General features: G+C 49.3%; 14 protein-coding genes. All 14 read right to left on the bottom strand.

Translation table 11 applies throughout. From position 1 onward, the window contains the following. Positions 1–3,272: fibronectin type III domain-containing protein (locus tag DFP98_RS14830; RefSeq protein ID WP_220377107.1), on the bottom strand; the 3,272-nt coding region annotated here is incomplete at its 3' end. Positions 3,273–3,348: 76 nt separating this feature from the next. Beyond that, positions 3,349–5,112, bottom strand: coding sequence for a type 2 periplasmic-binding domain-containing protein (locus tag DFP98_RS14825; RefSeq protein WP_116061387.1), 1,764 nt, complete (start codon positions 5,110–5,112; stop codon positions 3,349–3,351). Between the two features lie 27 nt (positions 5,113–5,139). Next, entirely contained in the window at positions 5,140–6,018 is an 879-nt protein-coding gene (locus tag DFP98_RS14820; RefSeq protein ID WP_116061386.1) for a carbohydrate ABC transporter permease, read from the bottom strand. 32 nt (positions 6,019–6,050) lie between these two features. Further along, complete coding sequence (locus DFP98_RS14815; protein WP_116061385.1) at positions 6,051–6,956, bottom strand: ABC transporter permease; 906 nt, start codon at positions 6,954–6,956, stop codon at positions 6,051–6,053. Between the two features lie 34 nt (positions 6,957–6,990). Beyond that, positions 6,991–7,278, bottom strand: a complete 288-nt coding sequence (locus tag DFP98_RS14810; protein WP_116061384.1) for a hypothetical protein — start codon at positions 7,276–7,278, stop codon at positions 6,991–6,993. Next, on the bottom strand, positions 7,275–7,472 hold the full coding sequence (locus DFP98_RS14805) for a hypothetical protein (RefSeq protein ID WP_116061383.1): 198 nt from the start codon (positions 7,470–7,472) through the stop codon (positions 7,275–7,277). Before DFP98_RS14805 ends, DFP98_RS14810 begins: the two co-directional genes overlap by 4 nt. A 310-nt stretch (positions 7,473–7,782) precedes the next feature. Then, positions 7,783–12,870 (bottom strand): S-layer homology domain-containing protein, encoded by a 5,088-nt coding sequence (locus tag DFP98_RS14800; RefSeq protein WP_116061382.1) that lies wholly within the window; start codon positions 12,868–12,870, stop codon positions 7,783–7,785. 90 nt (positions 12,871–12,960) lie between these two features. Beyond that, positions 12,961–14,745 (bottom strand): cache domain-containing sensor histidine kinase, encoded by a 1,785-nt coding sequence (locus DFP98_RS14795; protein WP_116061381.1) that lies wholly within the window; start codon positions 14,743–14,745, stop codon positions 12,961–12,963. Next, a complete protein-coding gene (locus DFP98_RS14790) occupies positions 14,729–16,357 on the bottom strand; it encodes a response regulator (RefSeq protein WP_116061380.1) in 1,629 nt (542 codons plus the stop codon). Before DFP98_RS14790 ends, DFP98_RS14795 begins: the two co-directional genes overlap by 17 nt. After that, positions 16,329–17,435 (bottom strand): TolB family protein, encoded by a 1,107-nt coding sequence (locus DFP98_RS14785; RefSeq protein ID WP_116061379.1) that lies wholly within the window; start codon positions 17,433–17,435, stop codon positions 16,329–16,331. The genes DFP98_RS14790 and DFP98_RS14785 overlap by 29 nt, the downstream gene beginning before the upstream one ends. Positions 17,436–17,512: 77 nt before the next feature. Next, complete coding sequence (locus tag DFP98_RS14780; RefSeq protein ID WP_147310192.1) at positions 17,513–18,961, bottom strand: ABC transporter substrate-binding protein; 1,449 nt, start codon at positions 18,959–18,961, stop codon at positions 17,513–17,515. Positions 18,962–19,072: 111 nt separating this feature from the next. Then, positions 19,073–19,945, bottom strand: a complete 873-nt coding sequence (locus DFP98_RS14775; protein WP_116061377.1) for a carbohydrate ABC transporter permease — start codon at positions 19,943–19,945, stop codon at positions 19,073–19,075. Further along, the gene (locus DFP98_RS14770; RefSeq protein ID WP_116061376.1) at positions 19,942–20,859 is read right to left on the bottom strand and encodes a carbohydrate ABC transporter permease; all 918 of its coding nucleotides are present in this window, start codon (positions 20,857–20,859) and stop codon (positions 19,942–19,944) included. Before DFP98_RS14770 ends, DFP98_RS14775 begins: the two co-directional genes overlap by 4 nt. Continuing rightward, the gene (locus DFP98_RS14765) at positions 20,843–21,925 is read right to left on the bottom strand and encodes a glycoside hydrolase family 88 protein (RefSeq protein ID WP_181917702.1); all 1,083 of its coding nucleotides are present in this window, start codon (positions 21,923–21,925) and stop codon (positions 20,843–20,845) included. The genes DFP98_RS14770 and DFP98_RS14765 overlap by 17 nt, the downstream gene beginning before the upstream one ends. Positions 21,926–22,002: the final 77 nt, after the last annotated feature.

The raw sequence follows: 22,002 nt of genomic DNA, 5'->3' as shown, positions 1-22,002 counted from the left end.
TACTGATTTTGCGACATGACCGTATTGATCTGCGGCGTATACTCCGTCCACGCGGTACCGTTATCCGATGTGTACACTTTTAAATGATTGATGGCCGCACCGTTCCAATGATAGGTCGTGATTCGAGCCCCCAATCGGGTTAGCGTCTCGTACGAAATCCATTCCTCTGCCGTGCCCAGCTTGTTGAATCTGGATCCGTCGCCGCCCATCGATGCGGCATTGTTCGTGTCAATTCCTACGTTGCTGCTGTGCCCATACAGCTTCGCGCCATCCGCCGCTTCGTCGATAAACGGGCGGTCGCTCAGTACGACTCTGCCAACCTGCGGCGCATAGAGCTGACCCGTTATACTGGGCCATACGATCTTCATATATTTTGTCCCCGACGGAAATTCAGACACGCTGTAGGTCACCTTATGCCAGTCGTTCTGATTTTGCGACATGACCGTATTGATCTGCGGCGTATACTCCGTCCACGCGGTACCGTTATCCGATGTGTACACTTTTAAATGATTGATGGCCGCACCGTTCCAATGATAGGTCGTAATTCGGGCATCCGTCCGGTTTTCTACCTCGTACGAAATCCATTCCTCCGCTGTGCCCAGCTTGTTGAATCTAGAACCGTCGCCGCCCAGATAAGCAGCATTGCTGGTATCCGTTCCTATGTTGGCGCTGTTCCCGAACAGCTTTGAATCGTCGTTGGCTTCGTCGATATAGGCTGTATCGTCAGCGAAGGGAGCCACACCGATGTCCTTAAAATAATTTTCCGTAAAATCCGTTGTGAATCCGATGCCCCCGGCAGCAATCGAAGAGTCGGAATCGTAGCGAATCAGTTCCCCGTTCACGAATGCCATAAAGTTCGATCCAAACACTTTCACTTCCATCGTACTATAGGTACCGACGCTCGGAAATGCTGCAGACACCGGTGAACCGAGCTGTGTCGTCGTGCCGTTAACCGTTTTAAATAATCGTAATTTGTTGTCGTAACACAGTCTGTATTCATAATAATTTTTTCGGTCCTGGAATCTGAACACCGAACCGATGTATGAATCTTCTTTTAACCCGGGAGCGCCGTACCACACAAGCGGCGTCTTCATAGTTTTTACCGCAAACTTGTAGTTGTAGTCCGTCCACGACTGGTTGCCGCTCACAATTAAGGGGGAGTACATCGCCTCGCCTCTTTGCACCGCGCCATCGGACAAATTAAAATTATGCAGAACTTTGTCACCCGCATCCTGACTGATTCTCCAATCGCCTTTTCCGTCGACGATGGCCCAATTTTCTGGAACTTTACCGATTGCATCTGCAGCGAACGTTTCTTGCCAAGGAAGGCTGCGAGCGCTTACGATCTCAAGTTTAAATTCGCCCGATACGGCGGGGTCTTCTTTACTTGCCGCTTTAATCGTAACCGGTCCCGATAGAGGAACCGTGCTTGGCGCCTTATAATTCCCTTCCCCATCGATCGTTCCTACAGACGCGTTGCCGCCTGCAACACCGTTAACGTACCAATCGAAATCTTGCCTGAAGCCTTCCGTCTGCACAGCCGTCACATGGAACGTATCCCCTGCGGCCAGTTCGTCCGGGTTTGGATAAGGGAATACGATTTCCATCGGATTGTACACCGGATCATACGAATCCCCCTGATCCATGACAATGACGTCGTGGAACTCCAGTTTGGGAACCTGAATAGTTGCAATACCGTTATTGTAAGTAAAAGATAGCGTTTGCTTGCGTTGATTCGATAATTTATCCGGCGTCGTTAACCATACGCGGGTTGGCTCCGATGCCAGAGAAATCGTAACCGTAATATTTTCCTTGCTCGCCATCGTTTGTGTCGTATTGTTATAATTTCCGTTGACAAGATGGAGAATCGTTCTTCCGGTTTGCTCGAATGCGCTCGTCCATACGTTCGAGACACTCGTAGTTAACGTTGCGGGGGTGATCCATGTCAAATCGTGCCACAGCTTCCGGTTCTCCCTCATGAACTTAAATAAATTGGCTTGCTGCGTAAATACGTTCAGTTCATAAACATCTAAAGCATTGTAGAAAGCCCGCCCCATTCCGGGGAACGATCCGGCGGCCAACACTTGGGCATTCCCTATTCTTGTAAAGTTCTCCCATTGATTCAAAGCTGGTCCTCCATAAACTGTCGGGGAAGCGAAATCGATAAAATAATAGAACGGCTTGTTCACCCGATCCGCCAGATCCCTCAATCTTGGAATATGATTGAAATTTCCTTCATAGTTGCCGTTGGTGTCTTTAGTGATCGGATAGTTGTTTTTATAGTAGTCGACCGCTTCCGTTCCATCCACCGTATAGTTGGTAAAAGAATATTCCATTCCTCCGTAATCGGCATTAGCTGAAATAAACACTTTACGGCCATATTGCGTCTGTGCATAATCGCGAACGTTATTGATCATCGTCTCAAGACCCGATGTGCCGAGTCCCTGCGGAACGAAAAGCTCATCGAACTCAAAATCGTGAAAGCCGAAATCGATATGTTTTTTTGCTTTATACTGCAGATGGGCACTGCCATGCGGATTCCAGTAATTGACCAAATTAATAATCGGATCCCATCCGACATTGCCTCCATCCGCCTGATTCAAATCTACGCCCGGACCGATCGTTTCAATCGTCGGCAGGAAGTATTTGGCCGATATGCCCGATCCAATGGACGTGCCGTCCTTAACCAGCCTGTCCAAACTTTGCAACACACCGTCAAAGTTTCGGTCTTGGAACTCCGTCCCGATCCACTCGTAGGCTGCACGATGGATGAGATCCGGCTGAATGACTCGAACCAAGTCGCGATCCCTTGAATCATAGGAGGATTGATTAAACATCCATACGTCGACTTGACTTAAATCCGTAATCAAGGTAGCCGGCGAGTTGGATATACCGGATTCATTCGCTCCGTAGGAAGCTTTAATCGCGAACCAGTACCGTTGATCCGGATCCAAATCCGATAGAACGACGCTCATGATTCCGTTGTCAAGCTGAGGGTCCAATGTTGCCGATAGCTGAGTGGCCAAAGGCCATGTTGCTTCCCGAATGACATTCGTTGTGGAATACCGAATATCGTAGGTAAGAGAGGATTCGATCGCCGCGTGATTATCGGGCAACGGCCAAGTCAATTCAACCGAGGTGGCCGATTGCCGAGTCACCCCAAGATCCTGAATGGCATCCGGGGTTATGGAATCGGCAGCGGCACGGGGAGGTTGGAGCGACAGACACCCCAAGGTTAACAATACGGCAAGCAGACAAACCAATTTCCGCAAATTCATCGTCTCCTTGTTTTCCATTTTTGATCGGAGTCCCGAATCTCGCGATTCGGGATTCCGTTTCAAATCAATGTTAGCGGTTCGAAAGCTCCTCTATTCTCGAACTGAAGTTCTGCAGTTGCTCGTTATACTTGTCGATAATCTTCTGCAGACCCAGCTCATCCGCCTTACTAACCGTTTCGTTGTAATGATTTTCGAATTCCGCATCGTTTTTAGCCGTTATAATCAGCGGAATTTGCTTATTCATTAATTGAATAATTTTTTCTTCTATTTTCGCTTCGCTCTGCGATGGAGCGATATTCGAGGCCACGATATAAGGGGTTATATCAAACGACTCTAACTTGAAATTCGGGTTGTTGTGCCAGGCATCCAGCATCGTGTCCCATCCGTACGCTTGATATGCTTTTTTTTGCGTCTCGGTCGCCACCGCCATTAAATACCGCGAATCGCTGGACGCCATATTATGCTGACCATCATCGCCCACGGCGATATAACGGATAGGGAACATCGTCGCATAACCGATTCCGAACCTTTTTTGCAAAACTTTATCTGGATCGCCGCTCTTGACGATTTGAACATACTCCTCCGTCGGCACGCGCACGCCGTCTTTAACAACATAATCTCTGCCCTCTACTCCCCAGCCCAGCCGGATCGTCATTTCTTTGGAAGCCATAAAATTGATGACCTCAAGCAATCGTTCCGGGTTCTTCGCAGTCTTCAGGATGCCTGTCGTCTCGTCGGGTCTCAGGCTGTTAGTTAATTCGTAGCGCACGTTTTTTCCTTCATTCTTGGCGATGGATAACCGGATCGGCGTCACGATGTACTGCATTTCCGGATGTCCCAATTGCTCCATTTTCGCGTTTTTGTCCGGTACCATCCACTTCGCGAAGTTAGCCGTCAGAGCGACGCCGGATTCCCACTTTTTCTGGAATTCGGGGAATTTATCCGTCCACGCCTCCTTATCCATCAAGCCTTCACGATACAATGTGTTCCAGAACTTGAACGTTTCCTTCGTATACGGATGTCCCGGAAGGCTGACGAATTTTTTCGCTTCGACATCGACCAGACCGGTCGTTTTGTATACATGCTGATAACCGCTGTGTCTTGGAAGATAGGTTGCAAGAAGCGGTCCGATCGGCTCCCCCCAGAAATTGATCATCCCGATCGATTTTTTGCCTAAGCTTTCCGGGAATTTCTTCATCGCATTCCGAAGGAACTCAATGTAATCGTCGGTTGTATCCAACTGCGGCCATCCCAAACCTTCCAATACATCTACTCGGGTAACGATATCCAAAGGTTCCGATGTCAACTGCTGTTGGTCGGGTCCTGCCTGCCACACATACAAATCGCCGTTGTTCTCGTCGAACGTTCTCCAATACGGGATGACGTCCTTCTCATAATCGAAGAAGTTCGGGAGCAAATCCTTGTAATCGTCCAGTTTAAGAAAAACACCTGCTTGAATATACTTCTTGGTAATGTCGTCCAATCCGGTCGTGACGATGTCGATATCGCCCCAATCATTTGCTGCCAGCATTAATTGCGCTTTTTCATAATTGGATTCGTTATAAGGAATAAATTCAAACTCTACATTGAATTTTTCTTTGATCAACTGACCGATTTCGTCTTCCGTGCTGCTTGTCGGTTTCGTAATGCCGCGGATCAGATATTTGTATTTGACTAGCGGTTTTTCTGCATTTTCCCCAACCATACTTCCTCCGCTCCCGGATGGAGCGGCAGTTGGCGTGCCGTTCTTGTTACCGCTTGTGCATCCGGCTGCCGCCAGCGCAGCAACGGTCAGGATGAGAATCAACTTGCTCATTGATTTTTTTGTTTTCATTTAAACCCTCCTCTTTTTTTGGCAAAGCTATTCTTTAACAGCTCCTAACAGCAGTCCCTGGATGAAGTACCGCTGAAGGAACGGATAAACGATAATAATCGGAATACACACGATAACCGTCATCGCCATTTTGATCGATTCCAGAGAGTAGCTCCCTCCGGTCCGATTCATATCCGAAATATCGACGGTTGCGGACAGCGCTTCATTTTTTACATAGTTTGTCAAAATATATTGAAGGGTGAACAGATCGCTTCGCGTTGTGTTATAGAGCAGCGTATCCGTAAATGAATTCCATTGAAAAATAAACTCGAATAACAGCATGGCAGCCAGAACGGGAACGCAAAGCGGGAAAATGATACGGAAAGCGACCTGCAAATCGTTGGCGCCGTCAATGAAAGCCGATTCTTCCAGGCTTCGCGGCAGCTCCTGAATAAAGGTTCGGATCAGGATCAATCCGAATACGCTCACTAGGTTCGGCAAAATATAGACCCAGAACGTGCCGGTCAGGTGCAGACCGGAAATATTCATATATACCGGTAAAATTCCTGCAGTAAAGTACATGGCGAAAATGACATACCGGGTAAAAAATTTTCGAAAAACGAGCTCTTTACGCGAAAGCGCATAAGCCCCCATGTAGATGACGGCAATCGTGCATAGCGGTCCAACCGTGCTCCGTGCGATCGATATGGAAAGCCCGCTGAAAAAGTCGACCTCCGTTACAAGAAATCTGTAGGCATCCATCGATAATCCTTCCGGATAGAACAATGCTTTTGCATACGTATTTTCGGAGCTCAGCGACAGCATGACCATATAAACGAACGGATAGAAGGTTAACATGACCACTACGGCCATAAGCAAATAGTTAAAAACGTCAAAAGCGATATTCGTCGAACCTGCTTTTCTCATACACTATCCTCCATTACCGGCGGCAACTCTTATCAGAACAAGGACCTGTTGGCAAGCCGCTTGCACAACGTGTTTACGAAAAGCAACATCAAGATACTGATACCGGTTTTCAGGATGCTTACCGCAGTGGAGTAGGAGTAATCGCCCATTTTCAAGCCGAATTTGTAAACATACATATCAAATACTTCCATCCTCGGAAGGTTGGTCGGATTGGTAAGCAAAAAGAATTGGTCAAAATTGCTGTTTAATAGCGTCCCGCTGTTAAGAATAATCAGCACCACCAGCGCAGGCATTACATTAGGGACGGTAATATGAATGATTTTGCTCCAACGTCCCGCTCCGTCAATCTCCGCCGCCTCGTATTGCCCGGAATCGATGCCGGCAATCGCAGCCAGAAAAATGATGGCATTGTAACCGAGCGATTTCCACAGATTGATCGCGATAACAAGTCCCCATGCGTATTTCGGATCGCCCAGCAAATTAATGCCTTCCTCGACGATGTGATATTTTACAAGCAACATGTTGACCAGCCCGGAATTGACGGACAAGAAGATGGTTAGAAGCGCATAAACGATAACCCAGGAGATGAAAAACGGAAAGAGAGAAAACGTCTGCACGATAGACTTCACACGCTTGTTTCGAATTTCGTTCAGCAATATCGCGAACACCAACGCCACCGACAAATTGATGACAAGCGCGGAAATATTGATTACCAGCGTATTGCGGAACACGTCCATGGCGTCTGTAGAATCCACAAAAAACTCGCGGAACGTTTCAAGGCCCGTCCACTCCCCCTCCCATATGCTCATGCCCGGTCGGTAATCCTTGAATGCAATGATCCAGCCGATCATCGGTTTGTATGTAAAAACCGTCAGCACAAGGATTGTCGGCAGCAGCATAAGTAGGAGGAAACGTTGGTTGTAAATGGTACGCAGCAAATTATGCCCTCCTTACCCGTATAAATGGAGCCGGTTAAGCAAGTCGTTCAAGTACCGGGTCCCGAATAACAGACGCTCTTCCATGTGCGTCGAACTCAAATATCCATTTGTGATCCTCGATCGAAAGCGGCAATTGAGGGTTGTACTCGCCCAGAGTGGCGATGATTTCCTTGAAAGGAACGACTCCCTGCCCGGGAGCTTTACTTTGTCGGCTTACGCCTTTAGGAGAAAAAAATAAAATACCGTCCTTGACATAATCCATCATTCGGTAAGGATCCAGCTTCAGCTCCCGGATGGTGAACGAGTCGATTCCGACCTTCATGCCGAGCCCTCCATGCGATAATCGCTCACGATTTCCATCTCGTTGCCAAGCTGCTTCCGAATGCGGGGATGTCCATCGACGTTCGTGTCCGCTACGACGACCTCACACCGATCCCTAAGCCTACTAAATCCCGAAGCATGAGCCTCGAATATGCCCCCGGCTCCTAGAATGCCTACCTTTAACTTCCTGACCATCCTATCCCCCACCTACCTAAAAGTATCAGCAAACGCTTCAAATCTATTTGTTAGCAAAAACGTTTGCTTACAAAACGGATTATAGCATCAAGTTTTTAATAATTCAAGCGCTTTCAATCATTATATTAGGTGAAAGTTAGCCTATTTTTTGTTTTTATGAAAAAAATATCTTCATAATATCGTTCGTTAGGTCCATATAGGCGATAGGTTTTAAAATTTAAAGCCGACCGCACTGAATATTCCATCAGGCGGTCGGCTTCTTTGAAGCAGATCGAAACATACTCGATCAAATTTGTATTCGAAATCCGTACTAATCGGCTATACGAGCTATTAACCGTACTGTTATTGCCGCAGCCTCTGCACGGGTAACAACTCCTGAAGCGGCGAAGCGATTGTCGCCGCGACCTTGCAGTAGGCCCCCCTCGACTGCCGCCGAGATATAGCTCTTGGCCCATGGCGGTATGCTGTCATCATCCGCAAATCCGGTATTTTCGCGACCTCCGACAGACAATTTTGCCGCTTTCGCTAACACGGCTGCCATCTCGGCACGCGAGATTCCTGCAGTCGGACGGAAGCTGCCATCCGCATAGCCCGTGAGCCACCCGGCTTGAACGGCTTTGGCTATACTGGACTTAGCCCATACTCCAATGCTCGCTTGATCGATAAAACTGATCGCCTCCCCATGGCCTTGCGGCTGCAGCGCTCTATCCAGCATCGCAATAAGCTCTTGACGGCTGACCGATTGATCGGGTCGGAAGGTCTGATCGGAGTATCCTTGTATAATTCCGAGCTGTACGGCCCGTTTGATCTCAGCCTGCGCCCAGTGTCCCTGTACATCGGCAAACTCCGGCATTATCGGCTGATTCGGCTCAGTCCCCTCCCTTTCTCCGTCGACAGCCAATACAGCGTATAGGCCAAGCTGCTCCAGTTCAGTTGAAATGAGGCCGTCCTTTACTGTGCCGCCTACCTGTATCCACTGCTTTTTCTCGTTATCCAAGCGCCAAATTGCCGCAGTCTGGCCCTTACCCAGCTTCTCCGAATCAAAGGCGAAGCTGACGACAGCCGGCTTCTGCAGTTGAACGACCGGCTTGCTGCTCAATTCAAAAACGGGACTCAACGACTTCAGCGTCGCATCGGCCTTCCCTTCGGTTATCGTCAGCTGCGTTCCTGTTTTCGTTGAACCTGAGGGAAGTACAAGCTGAATCCGATTTCCCAAGCTAATCTTACCCGACTCGCCTGCAGGCAAATACAGTTCGCCTGTCGTGGAAATGTAGGCGCCCGCCGCAGAACCTCCAGTTGATGCAGGCGGATTATTAGTTGCCTTAGCTTCAATGGAAATCGTCACTACAGCTGTATGGGAATATTCATAACCGTCGTTGACGCGGAAGGTGAACGTATCCTCCCCGGATGCCGAAGCATTCGGCCTGTATTCGAATTCGCCCGTCAGGCTATCTATCATCGTCACGCTTCCTTGCGCGGCAGCATCTATGATCTCATAACGAAGAGTCGTGCCTTCATCATGCTCCGCTTGTAGGAATCCTTGAAGAACAGTACCTGCTACAGTTTGATAGGACGCCGATTGGGCCATCGGAGCCGTCCACGTCGCTTCATCGGCCATCCACTGCATCGTTCTGTACAAGCTTGGTTTTTTCTCAAGCCCGATGCCGGATGCCCACTCGATCCAGCCTTTTCTGCCGCTGCCGTCATTGTCATTAACCAGCAAAGAAAAATGGATACCGTCAGGCTGTTTATACTGAATTGGAGCAAGCTCGGACCATGGCAGCGCCAGTTCATACACCGTCAGCTTCTGCTGCTCCTCGCGCGTAATCTGTAATTGCCCGTTGGATACCGGCCCTCTCGCTACCCCTGTCGGAGCATTCCAGCGATAGATTTGCGGCCCATTCGCCGTATCGGATACGCCGTACTCATACCATTCCGAAGCGCTTCCCGGTACGCCTTGTGCAATAGCAAATTGAATGCTGTCGTTTTTCCAAATATCTGCCCCTGCTGCCTGATAAGCATGCACATCATCCGTCACTTTTGCAGTCAAATAGAAATGATCCCGATCGAAATGAAACCAGAATTGCCCATCCAGATCCGTTGTTCCCTTATAATCCGTCATTTTGACTGTGCCATTAGACAAATGAATAGTTGGCACGCCAGCCACTATACCTTCATCCGGTTTGCCGTCGACTTCAACGGTGCGTATGTGGATAGGGTTGAAATCAAAATTGCCTTGATATTCATAAGGCTCCGCCTCTTCGAAAATAACCTTCATCTGGACAGGGTAGCTTACCTCCATATTCAGATCCTCTAACTCAATTTCTACGACAGCGGTGCTGTCCGGCGGGATCTGAACCCTGTCGCCCTGCAATCCTTGCTGGCTCCCTAGCTGCCATTCAACCCCGTTAATAACTAACGGCTTCTGCTTGGAGAAATTTTTAATTTGCAGCGCGACCGCTTTATTCTCCAAGTTCGCGGCCTTCAAAACGGGATAAACCTTTGCCTCATAGGGGTGAAGAGATTGCGCGACATATTGCAGCTTGCCTATTTTTTGGCCCCCGTCCAGCAGGAAGCCCGTCAGAACCCGAGAACCGCTCTTCATAATTGCCGATTGCTGCAGCGGCATTACCTTAGACTGGCCGCTGGCCGCCTCCAACTCATAGCGATTCCCTTCAAATTCAAAGCCGACTTTAGCGGGAGCTGCGCCCGCATTGTTCATCTGCAGCGTTAAGGCAACCGGTTCCCCGGCAACTACAGAATCGCCATAGATAGAAAACATAGACGATTCGACAATCCCCCGAATCGAGCCTTTAATATAATGAGGCTCACCGGACAATGTTAAAAACACTTTTCCCTGGTAAGGCGAATAGGTCTCGGTATTGCCCATCATATCCGTAATTTGAATGGGAACGTCCGTATCGATTGCTGCCTGAAGCGGTTCATTGGACCAGACGACGCGCAGCTCTTCTCCGGACTTATTGAATTTATAGCTGAAAATATCGGTTCCGGCATATTCCTGTTCTACAAAATCCGCACCGATTAATTGTCTTGTCATCGTCGCATAGGAGGCGTAAGACGGCTTTGGCGTAAATGCCCCTTTCTCATCCGCCCGATTGCGAAGCATGCCAAGGTGATGCTCATAATAGTCCTCTTGCATGCCGTCATTCATGAGATCGTACCAGAATACCTTTTCTACGCCTTCCGCAAGAGCTTGAACATAAGTGCGGACGACATAATTCGCTTGCGTATTTTCCGGAATGCCTATGCTTGCTTTGGTCGGCCAGCCAATCTCCGTATACCATATGGGAATTTCCCGACCATTATTGTATTGGCGCATAAGCTCCTGCGTGCTGCGCACAGCTTGAACCATTCCATCCGGCGGACGCTGACTCTGATAAGGATGGATCGACATCGCATCCATATAGTTCAAGCCGCCCAGCTTAAACACTTCTTCAATCCAATCTAGAGGCGTTCCCGCTGTCGCCATACCGACTACCGTCACATCGGGATTGGCCGCCTTTATTTTCTCGTGAGTCGTTTTAAGCAGTTCATAATAGCTATCCGGTCTTGAGCCGGCAATGCCGTTGCCTCTGGAGCCAAAGCTGCCGTTAAATTCATTGTACACTTCGATAGATTTAATCCGATCGCCGTACAAATCCAAGAGAGCAACGCCATAGTCGGCAAAGCCTTCGCGGCCTTCAGCCGTGTATGGCGTACTGTTCTGATCATAGAAAGGATTCGTATAATTCAATATAATAAACGGATTCAAATCATCCTCTTGCGTTCGCTTCATAAATGCATCTCGATTAGCCGGCTTGCGATATTTTCCCTTCTCATACTCGAGCGACTCCCACGTGATCTCATCTCGGAAGCTTTTCGCCCCTGCGCGCCGAATCAGCTTGCTTAGCTCCGTGCTCCAGCCTTCCTTCGCCCATGCCAGATGCGTGGAAATGCCAAAAGGCGAATCCTCCGCCAAAGTCGGGTCCTCCGCGGACAAACGCGCCAGAGACAGTTCCGTCTCGGCAATCGTTTGTCCATCCTTCTCCGCGTCGATCGTGACGGTATAATAGCCATAGCTGTGAAGCGGAATCGTCAAATCCAGCAAATGATTAGCAACGGTCTCGCTGCCGTCCAGCACCTTCTGCTCCAGATGATCGTATACGCTCCACTGAACGGTCGTCCCCTGTGTCGCGATCTGCAAGGCTACCGGCTCATAATCCAGATAAATATTGCCCAGCTGCTTCTGTTGGACAGTCAGCTCTGGAAATTCAGAAGTCATCTCGACTTGATCCAGCCAAATATCCCCGCTCAACTTGCCGCCTATTAAGCTGGGCTGATCCATTAGCACCTCGACGCGCTGCACCGGATCATGCCACTTCTGATCGTTCGCGCCGCCGAAGGAGAAGTAATCCTTGCCTCCGTTGAATTTCAATAGTTCCACCTTGGACCATTGTCCGTTTGGCGTAAGGGGAACCTTCTGTTGATGCACCTGGCCTGAGCCGTCCTTAATACGCAGCGTTACCCACTGTGCATCCGACGTTTTAGCCCAAAACTCCAGCTTCTTCATAGAAACCGGCGGCAGGTCTCTCCCGAGCGAAAGGTATTTGCCTCCATTGCTGAAATTGCCGGAAAGCTTGCCGGAATAGGCGCCGGACTTGACCTCCGCAGTATCGCGAATGAAATCGCCGCTCGCCCCCGGAAACTCCATGCCAAAGGCAAGCTCCCATAAATCGATTGCCTGCTCGAAGCTTCCGATCTCGGTCTTCCATAGCTCCTGTTGCGGAACGGCCATAGCCTTAATCTCATCGATCCACACGGTGCCGCTCGTTTTCCCTCCCGTTAAACGAGATTTCTCCAATAGAAACTCGATCCGGTCCGCAGGACCGTTCCAGACGCCCGGGGTTCCCGAGCCGAAGGACAGATAGCCTAAGCCGCGATCAAATGCCGTTACTTCGACCTTCTGCCAATCTTCCGTAGCTTGCAGTTCGATCGTCTGCTGATGGACTTGCCCCTTAGCGTCCCTTAAGCGGATCGTTATTTTATTAATATCCGAAGTTTTGATTTGAAAGGAAAAGCTCTTCATGTCTAGGGGGATAAAGCTTCTCCCAAGAACGACAAATTTGCCTCCCGTGTCGAAATTGCCGATTAGCCGACCGGAGAAAGTACCTGTAAACGAAGCCGTCTCGTCCCTGGAATAGCCCCCTTGTGCGCCTACCCCATCGCCTAGTCCGAATTGCCATACCTCCTCCTCGCTCTCAAAATCGCTAATCGCAGTCTCTTCCAGCAGCTCGGCCGCATAGGCGGTCGCTCCCGCTTCGAATAGAAGTTTTGGCGTTGGAAACGCACATAGCAGAAATACGATCAGAGTGCTTGCTATCCACCTGTTTGCCATCATTTCATTCACACCCTCTCGTTTATTTTATCCCCCCTTATTGTAAGCGCTAACTTTTTTCCTACCGATGATGACTTCTCCGCATTCTATGATCTATTCTCCGAACCTTCTGGGCAATCTTATGAGCGCCCTTAATCCGCCTTCCTCTCGCAGATCATAGGATAAACCGTACGATAAGCCGAATCTCAATTGAATTCGCTTATTCACATTGCGAATGCCAAAGCCTTGGTCCGGATCGGCCTTGCCGGTTAGAATATCGCTCAGCTTCGACAAGTTCACAGATCGAAAGCCATTGTCCTCCACCGTAATTCGCACCTCGTCGGCAGCCTCTTTAATCCGAATATAGACTTCCCCTTCTCCATCCATTTTGCCAATGCCGTGCAAGATGCTGTTTTCCACCAGCGGCTGAATAATTACTTTGGGCAGCAAACAATTTTCGACAGCGGGATCGACCTCCAGTCGAAACTGAAAGGAATGCTCGTATCTCTTTTCCTGCAAATGCAAGTAGGCCTCTACATGCTCCCGCTCCTCGCGAACATGAATCAATTCCTTGCCGCGGCTTAACCCAATCCGCAGGACGGTAGATAAATCCCTTACCATCTCGGCTACCTCCGGCACTCCGCCTCGAATGCCGTACCAATATACGGAGTCCAACGTGTTGTACAGCAAATGCGGGGTTATCTGCGAATGCAGCAGAATCAGCTCCGATTCTTTTTGTTTGATCTCCATCACATATTTTTCTTTCACCAATTGATTCAAGCGTTCTGTCATGGCAAAGAAGGAGCTGTAGAACAAACCGATTTCATCCTTGCGCTCCCCCTCCTTGAACCTGGCCATCTTTTTGCCCGGCTCATACATGCGCGTGAAGGCGGCAAGCCGAGCCATTGGACGAACAATCGATTTACTGAAATAAAAAATAAACAGCAAAATAACCGCGAAATAGCACAGCGCCGTAATTTTAATAATGTCCTGCACAACTGTATGCGAACCCAGTACCGATTTTAACGGAATTTCGTACACGAGTCGGTTCATGTACATTGGACTATCATGATAAACGTACATCGAGTCGTTCGTCATCCATACATTGGGCCGAAGTTCCTCTCCTTGCTCGGGAAAAGCAAAGCTGCGAAATTCGGAGTTCCCCCCTGCCAGCACCACTCCGTCTTGATCGACCAGGAACTTCCGCGACTGCTCGGGAAGATTGATCGCGTTAAGCGCTTCTTGAATAACCGTCTCAATTCCTGTGGCCACAAGGACATTCCGGGTTCTCTTGCCGGTGGTCAAGTCCGATACCGCCCTTAAATAAGCAAAGGTCTGCTTGGGAGAGATAGCAAAACCAAGCTGATTAATCGGCTGAACAATTCCCGCCCCGCCGGCGTTCAGGGCATTATCCAGCCACTTTCCGCCTTCCCGATCTAAAAAGAACACGCCTGAATCCGAAATATCGGGAGGCGGAACAAAATAATAATCCGCCGCGTCATGCTCCAATAGAAATAAAGAATACTTTTCTTTGACCGAATAATTCGCCAGCAAGTTCTCCGTAGCTACATATTGCTTAACGCGCTGCCTTTCCGAAATTGGACGAGGCGTATTCCATTGTTGAATCAGGCTTGAGCTCATCATGTTTACGATGTTCTGATCTATGGCATCCATCACCCGATCGATGGTCGCGTGATTCTGGATATTCAGTTCCACCAGCGCATTGCTTACCTGCTGTTTAATCGCTAGAGTAGCCTGATTGGAGGCCACCCAAAAAATAAGGAGCGCGGGGAGCAAAATAAATACGAGAACGAATAGAATCCCCTTCCCCGTCAGGGTCATCGATTTAGATTTTAATTTGCCCAACACATCCAACACCCCATTATCCGCGGACCGCATTCGGACTTTCTCCGTAATAACGTTTGAAGACTCTGCTGAAATGCTCGGGGGATTCGTACCCGACCTCGTCTGCGATTTCGTATCTTTTCTTCGATGTATTCAGCAGCAAATGTTTGGCCTCTTCCATTCGCAAGCGGGTGACGTATTCCCACACGGTCTCGTTAGCAATGCGTTTAAACAAAAAGCTCAAATAGTTCGGGCTTAGATAGACATGATCTGCAATATCCTGGATCTTCAATTCTTGATTCCGGAATTCCGCTCTTATATAAGCAATGGTTTGCTGTACGATCGCACGGTCATGATCGATCATCGAGGAGTGAATCAGCTCGGCGCATTCCAGCAGAAACGAAGCCAGACGCTGGCGCATGCCGATCGTCTGCAAAGGAAACTTGAAGTAGTGAATAGGATCCAGCGCCTTATATCGCTCCCCCACCGTCTCCTTCATCTCCAGCATGACGGCATAAGCGCGGTAAGCAATGCTTAGAGGGATGCCGGCCGTCGTATCCTCCTGATCGAATACGGGTGAAATCTGGCTAATGAAGCCGTCCACGACTTGCCGAATATCCTCAAGCTTCCGACCCGTTTTAATCTCTTCCAGCAGTTCATCCGTCTTTCGCTGCCAGTTAACTTGCACCGAAGCTTCTTTGGATTGGTAATCTTCCGCAAAAAATATCGATCGCGTTTCGTAAAGCCCGTGCCATTTCGTCGCTTCGGAGGCCTTGCGATAGCTATCCGGAAGAGCCTGCAGCCCCATTTGAATCGGACTGATCCCCACAATGGCTTCCATATTCAAGTACTGCCCGATATTTTGAACGATGGTTTTGCCAACCATGTTCAGCTTTGAAATATTGTCCGCTTTGTTGATCTCATAGTCATCCCATTCCAGTTGCAGAATCGTCACCACTTTATTGCCATAACTATAAAATGAAATCGCATCCCAATTCGTTAGCGTTTCTTCAATGATATTGACTGCCGCATACTTCAATAAATTGCGATCGCGCAGCAGCATAATCGCTTCTCCTTCGATGCCCGCTCTTTCCCATTGCAGCTCTGTTACGAATACGGAGTAATACGGCCCGCTTAACGTAACGTCAATTTGCTCGCAAATAAATCGATAATCATCCGCATGCGCGAGCGAGCCCGAGATCATCTCATTCAAAAAATAAGTACGCAGGGAAGAAACGCCGGTCATCGAAAACTTCAGCTTAAGCGAGTCCTCCGCTCGCAGCTTGTATTTTTCCGATCGTCTCGTTAGCTCCTTATTCACAACTTCTATCAGTTGACTCAGTAATACCGGTTTAATCAAATAATCGCGTGCTCCAAGACGAATACATTTCTGCGCGTAATCAAACTCGTCATGCGCGGAGATAACGACGACGGGCACATCCGGATTTTCCGATAAAATAGATTCCATCAGCGTAATTCCGTTCATCCCGTCCATCTGAATATCGGTTAGCACTAAATCCACATTTTCCATCCGCAAATAATCAAGCGCTTCATAGCCGTTGGATGCCGTTAACACTTGCTCAATAGGCAGGTCGGACTTCTCTAGAAATTCTCTGATACCCTGACAAACGATCGCTTCATCGTCTACAACCAGGATCGTATGCATGCTGTTCCTCCCTACATGATGGAGCTAGCTCCATGATTCCGACACGTAAATCACGGTGTTCATCTGCGAAGGTAAAGACGATTTTACGACTGTCGGGACTGAAGGACGGATGCGGATGGCCCGGATGGCGGTTCCAGCGGTTGACGCGGCAGAGCAGCCGCGACTTGCGCGTTGCAAGATCGACAAGCACAATCTCGCTGCCCTCCCCCTCATCAAGCAGCGTATCCGCGACCACGTAACGACCGTCCGGGCTCGGACAAGCATGCCAATAGCGATGTTCCCCGTTAATGAATTCAACCGAACGGCCGTCGCGACTTACGCGGCAAATGCCTACGGGCGCCGTTGGGCTATGCGAATATTTCACAAAATAAAGCCACTCGCCGTCGTAGGACCACATCTCATGTCCGACATATTCGCCGTTCTCTCCTCCAGGCAGCCTCCGCTGCTCATAGAGATTGCAAGCTTCGCCGGTCTCTGTAGCAACAGACCAAATGCGGTCGACGATGTGCTCGGTATTGCCCTCGTGGGCATAAAACAGCTGCTCCGGATAAACAGGGTTAATCATCGCATGATTAGCGATAGTATAAGGCTTTGCAAAATCCGGGCATATAACGGTTTGAACCTCCCCTGTCGCCGTATCTACCGTACCGATCGCATACCTCCCCGCTTCTTCCCAATAAACCCCGAGGCGTTTACCCTCGTTTGTAATCGATAGCGGCTCCAGAAAGGGACACCCCTTCGGTTGCTTCGCGATAAGCTGTCGCACACCCGTCCTCAAATCCAGCGCCATAAGCTCTGCACCTGTACTGTAGCAGAAAACGTCGTTAGCCGACACTAATCCGTTATAGCATAGCATGTCTTCCTGGATCACTCTTGCAGAGCCGGTCGCGGAATCGATTTCCATTATCTTACCGGCCATAGTCGCAGGATCCACATCCGCTCCGATCAGGATAAAGCGGCTATCTGCACGCCAGGACATCACAGTAAAATAGGAATGAACCGTGTTGCTGCCCTTCCGTCCAAACCCGGTATAGACAAGTCCCGTTTCCAAGTCCGTTACTGCGCGTATTTCCAGCATTCCTTTCCGCCCCCCACAACAAATAGCAAAGCTATCTCCCTGCAGAACGTTCCTGCAAGAGAGATAGCTGCTGTTGCTTATTTTTGAATGGTCACCTTGGAAAGCACTTCATTATCGAAGTTTGCGGCGGCCTCGTCCAGCAAAGCTTTTACATCCGCCTTCTCATTCGTGAACACTTCTTGCATCACGTTCGTAATTGCTCCGTAAAACTCCTGCCCGTTATACGCCGGCTCGGGAATGCCGACCATGGCTTCAATGACCTTAGGGTCGAGCTTGTATACGTTGTCCGGATACTCGTTAAGCAGAGCTTCAAACTTTTGGCCGAATTCGGAATTGGCTTTGTAGTAGTAAGCGGCACTGCCGTACGCTTTAATCTGGCCTTTGGCTTTGCGGTCCTCCAGCACTGTTTTTAACACATCGATTTCGCTGTCCTTGAACATATCGAAGGTGATGAAGTCAAAAGCGGCCTGCTGCACTTCTAACGATTCTTGCGGATTTACGATCATATAATTGCCGCCCAGCACCCCAACATGCGGGCCGCCTTGTTCCATCGACGGCATAGGAAGAATCATCAGATCCTCTTTGTTCATGCCGCCGTTATTGACGGCATCCTCAATTTGCCCGCTTTCGCCAAGCACGATTGCCGCGCGTCCTTGCTTGAACAAGTTGTATACATCGCCATAATTTAACGCCCAGTTTTGCGGCAATGCATTGCCTTCCCATCTCAGCTTTTTCATAAACGTCATCGCTTTCACGCCTGCGTCGGAGTTAAACGTGGACACGACCTTATCGGCTTGTACCTCCTGCGCAGCGCCGCCCGCTTGATACAGAAAGTTCGTCCAGTTCCATCCGCCCTCGTTCCCTTTGGCCATGATCGCGAAGCCGGCGATTCCTTTGGCCGGATCGGCGGTCGCTTTCGCCGCCTCATAGAACTCGTCCCATGTCCAATCCAAGGAAGGAATAGGCACATTATTCTCTTCAAACAGCTTCTTGTTAATGATGATGGAGGAAATGTAGGCATTTTTAGGTACGGCATATAACTTGCCGTCCACCGTAAACTGCGAGGTCAGCTTTTCATTAAAGTCATTGGCAAACTCGTATTTCTCCAGGAACGGATTCAAATCTGCCGCCCACCCGTGACCGACTAACGTACCGCCTTCCGTCGCCGGGACATAGAAGCCGGATGGCGCTTGGTGAGCCGCCATTTTGATGCCGATCTCGTCGGACTTGTACCACCAGTCGTTTTTAACCATTTTGACATGGGGATATTTCTCGCCAAAGCGTTTCATTTTATCCTCGTAGATCGGAATTTCCACTACATTATCGGACTTCGGAAATTGAACCGTCAGCGTAATCTCGTCTTTCTCCTTTTCGACAACCGGCGACGGGCTCGCGCTCGCGGAAGATTGCGTGGGTTGCCCCTCATTGCCATTCGTTCCTTTGTCGTTATTGCCGCCGCAAGCAGAGATCACTGTCATCATAGCGGCAATAGCCAGTATGCCCATTGCCTTTGCATTCTTTCTCACTTTCCTTGCCCCTTCCTCTATGCTTTAGTATTTACTGCAAACCAAGCATATCCTCATCGGCTTTGACGAACGATGATTTATTCAATGATTGTGATGATCAATTCTCCGTGCTTAACCTTTTATACCCGATAGATTCAAGCCGTGCATAATGTTTTTTTGGAAGATCAAAAAGAACAGAAGCGGCGGAATCATAATGATCGTCAACACGCTGAACTTAATATTCCAAGGAATAATGCTAGACTCGATGATGTTGCGGTAAACCATGGAGGCAATCGGATATTTCGCTTGTGTAGTCAGCACTAACGAAGGCCAATACCAATCATTCCAGGTCGATGTAAAAGCAAAAATAAGCAGCGTCGAGAACACGGGAATGGACAACGGGACGGCCATTTGGAAAAAGCAACGCACCTCCGAAGCTCCGTCGATTCGCGCCGCATCGAACAGCTCTTTGTGAATTCCGTCAAAAAAGCTCTTGAGCAGCATAATATGAAAGGCATTCGCGGCGGCCGGCAGCCAAAACGCCCAATAGGAATCGATCAGCCCCAAGCTTTTCAGGTTCAAAAAATTCGGGATTAAATAGGTAGCGCTTGGAATCATCAGCGTGCTCATAAAAAACAAAATAAGGCCTTTGCGAAACGGCAGCTTCATCTGGGAGAGGCTGAAGGAAGCCAGTCCGATCACAATTAGCGAAAAGATCGCGTTCCCTGCAAATAACAGCAGCGTATTCGCAAAGCCCCGGGTTAAATTTACAAATTGCAGCCCTTCCTTATAATTGCTCCATTCCAACTGCTGCGGCAAGAAGCTAGGCGGAAAGGTGAAAATTTCCGCTCTGGTTTTAAAGGAGGAGAAAATGGTCGTGCCAAAGGGGTACAGCATCATAACCGCTAGAACAGCAAGTGCAAGCAGCATAATCGCGTAGCCGATCCGCACGCTTTTCTTGGTGTAATCAAAGGAGGACAGAATGCTCCGTTCTTCGCCTCTCATGCCTGCTTGCTCCTTCCTTGAATGGAATACATGACAATCGATAAAGTCGCCAATACAATGAACATCAGGACGCCCATCGCGGAAGCTCTGCCATAGTTGAGATTCGTGAACGCTTCATTAATAATCTGATACATATAGGTCAGCGTCGTATTGTTCGGTCCGCCTCCGGTTAAAGCCATATGCGTCAGGAAGCCTTGCGAAGTCCCGATAAGCTGCAAAATAAACAATAAAACATAAAGATGACGAATGCTTGGAATCGTAATGTAGCGAATGCGCTGCATGACGCCTGCGCCATCCATTTCGGCCGCTTCGTACAGGTCTTTCGGAATGCTCACAATCCCGGCCAAATAGATGAGCGCGGCTGTTCCAAAGGACTGCCACGTCTCCGCAATGACAATCGAAATCATAGCCATGCTTTTGTCCGTAAGCCACATGATCTGGTGCCCGCCAAACCATGACACGATCTGATTAGCCGGTCCTAGTGGATCATACAGCCATTGCCACATTCCGTATAAAACAACGGCAGGCACAATATTGGGCAAGTAGACCACTAAACGCATAGTCCCTTTAAACCATCGCAGCTCCGAGATCGCAATAGATACGATGCTTGGCACCCAGAAGCCTATCAGCACGCACAACAGCATGTAGTAAAGCGTATTAAGAACCGACTTGGCCAGCACGCTGCTCGCAAAAATTTCACGGTAATTGGCCAAACCGACAAAGCTGTTGCCTCTAACAAAGTCGACATTCATAAAGCTGTAAAAAATCCCTTTAGCGATCGGCGTCCACAAAAACACGCAAAATACGGCAATCGCCGGAAGTAAGAAGATAAGCCCCCATCCGTATTCCTGCAGCGCTCTGCGCCATGAGCTAACGGTTGACCGGGAAGTTCGGGCATTATTCTGCTGTCGCATCGCAGCCGCCCCCTTCGTACATGGCCGCCGCCATTGTCAGTAAAATTAAGGTCAAACCTTGACCGTATTGCGATGGATAGCACGGAACGCTATTATAGGCAGCTATACTCTCCAGTACAGGCGTACCTCCGGATACCTGCAATACGGTCCCGTCAGCGGCAATATGGCTTATTATGCCTTGCAAAGCCTGTTCGACAGCTTGAAGATACACATCCTTCAGCCATCCCAGTTGTATACCCGACAGCAATCCCGCTGCTATGCCGGCACTGCCCGAGGTTTCGCTATAGTAGTCAGGGCGATCCAATACCGTCGGCCATAGACCGTCCGCTCCTTGGTTTTCGACCAAGCCCTGGGCAAGTTTGGTGTATCTCTCCGTTATTGAGGCAGGTAGAGCGATGAGTTGATCGATTTCCTTAGCGATCCATGACGTAGCCAGCATAACCCATGCATTCGCTCTGGCCCAACGGGCGGCGGACATATGATGGCCTTCACCGCAATTCCAGCCGTGAAATAACAAGCCCGTAGCCTCATCCTGAAGCAGGCGCAAATGAAGCTCCAATTGCTTCGCCGCTTCTTCGGCATATTTCACCTGCCCAGTCACTCTAGCGAGCTTAGCCATAAACAGTACCGACATAAAGAGGGTGTCAGCCCATACTTGCTCTGGAAACGCGGCGGCTTCCGTCACCGTATGCTCCAAGGCGCCTTCTCTCGTTCTTGGCGCTTCCCGCAACAGCCAATCTCCTACCGCGGCGGCCTTGTCCAAGTACCGCTTCTCTCCGGTAAGCTCATACAATGCCGGCAAAACGGTATAAGGTGCGACGGCGTTAATAACAAGCTCTCCTCCGGCCAAGCGCTCATTGCGTTCCATCCAATGGTGAACATACTGTACTGCTTCCGTTTGCTCCAACTGCTCTCCATAGTACATAATCGCGATCAAACCGACCCCCGGCACCCAATCCCAGCAGTCGATCGCCATTCCCCAATCCCCGGATCCATCCGTAGTCATCCTATTGTAAACAGATGCGGCGGCAGCTCGAATTTCTTCGTATTGTTGCTGATCTCTCATCGTCATCACTCCTTCTCTCAGTATAGAAGGACGGGGCATCGTTCCCCATGACGGCTCCTCCGCATTTTGTGATCAAT

The organism is Cohnella phaseoli, assembly GCF_003386235.1.
Classification (GTDB): domain Bacteria; phylum Bacillota; class Bacilli; order Paenibacillales; family Paenibacillaceae; genus Cohnella; species Cohnella phaseoli.
The sequence above is the reverse complement of the archived record's forward strand: the minus strand, read 5'-3'. Positions and strand labels throughout refer to the sequence as shown.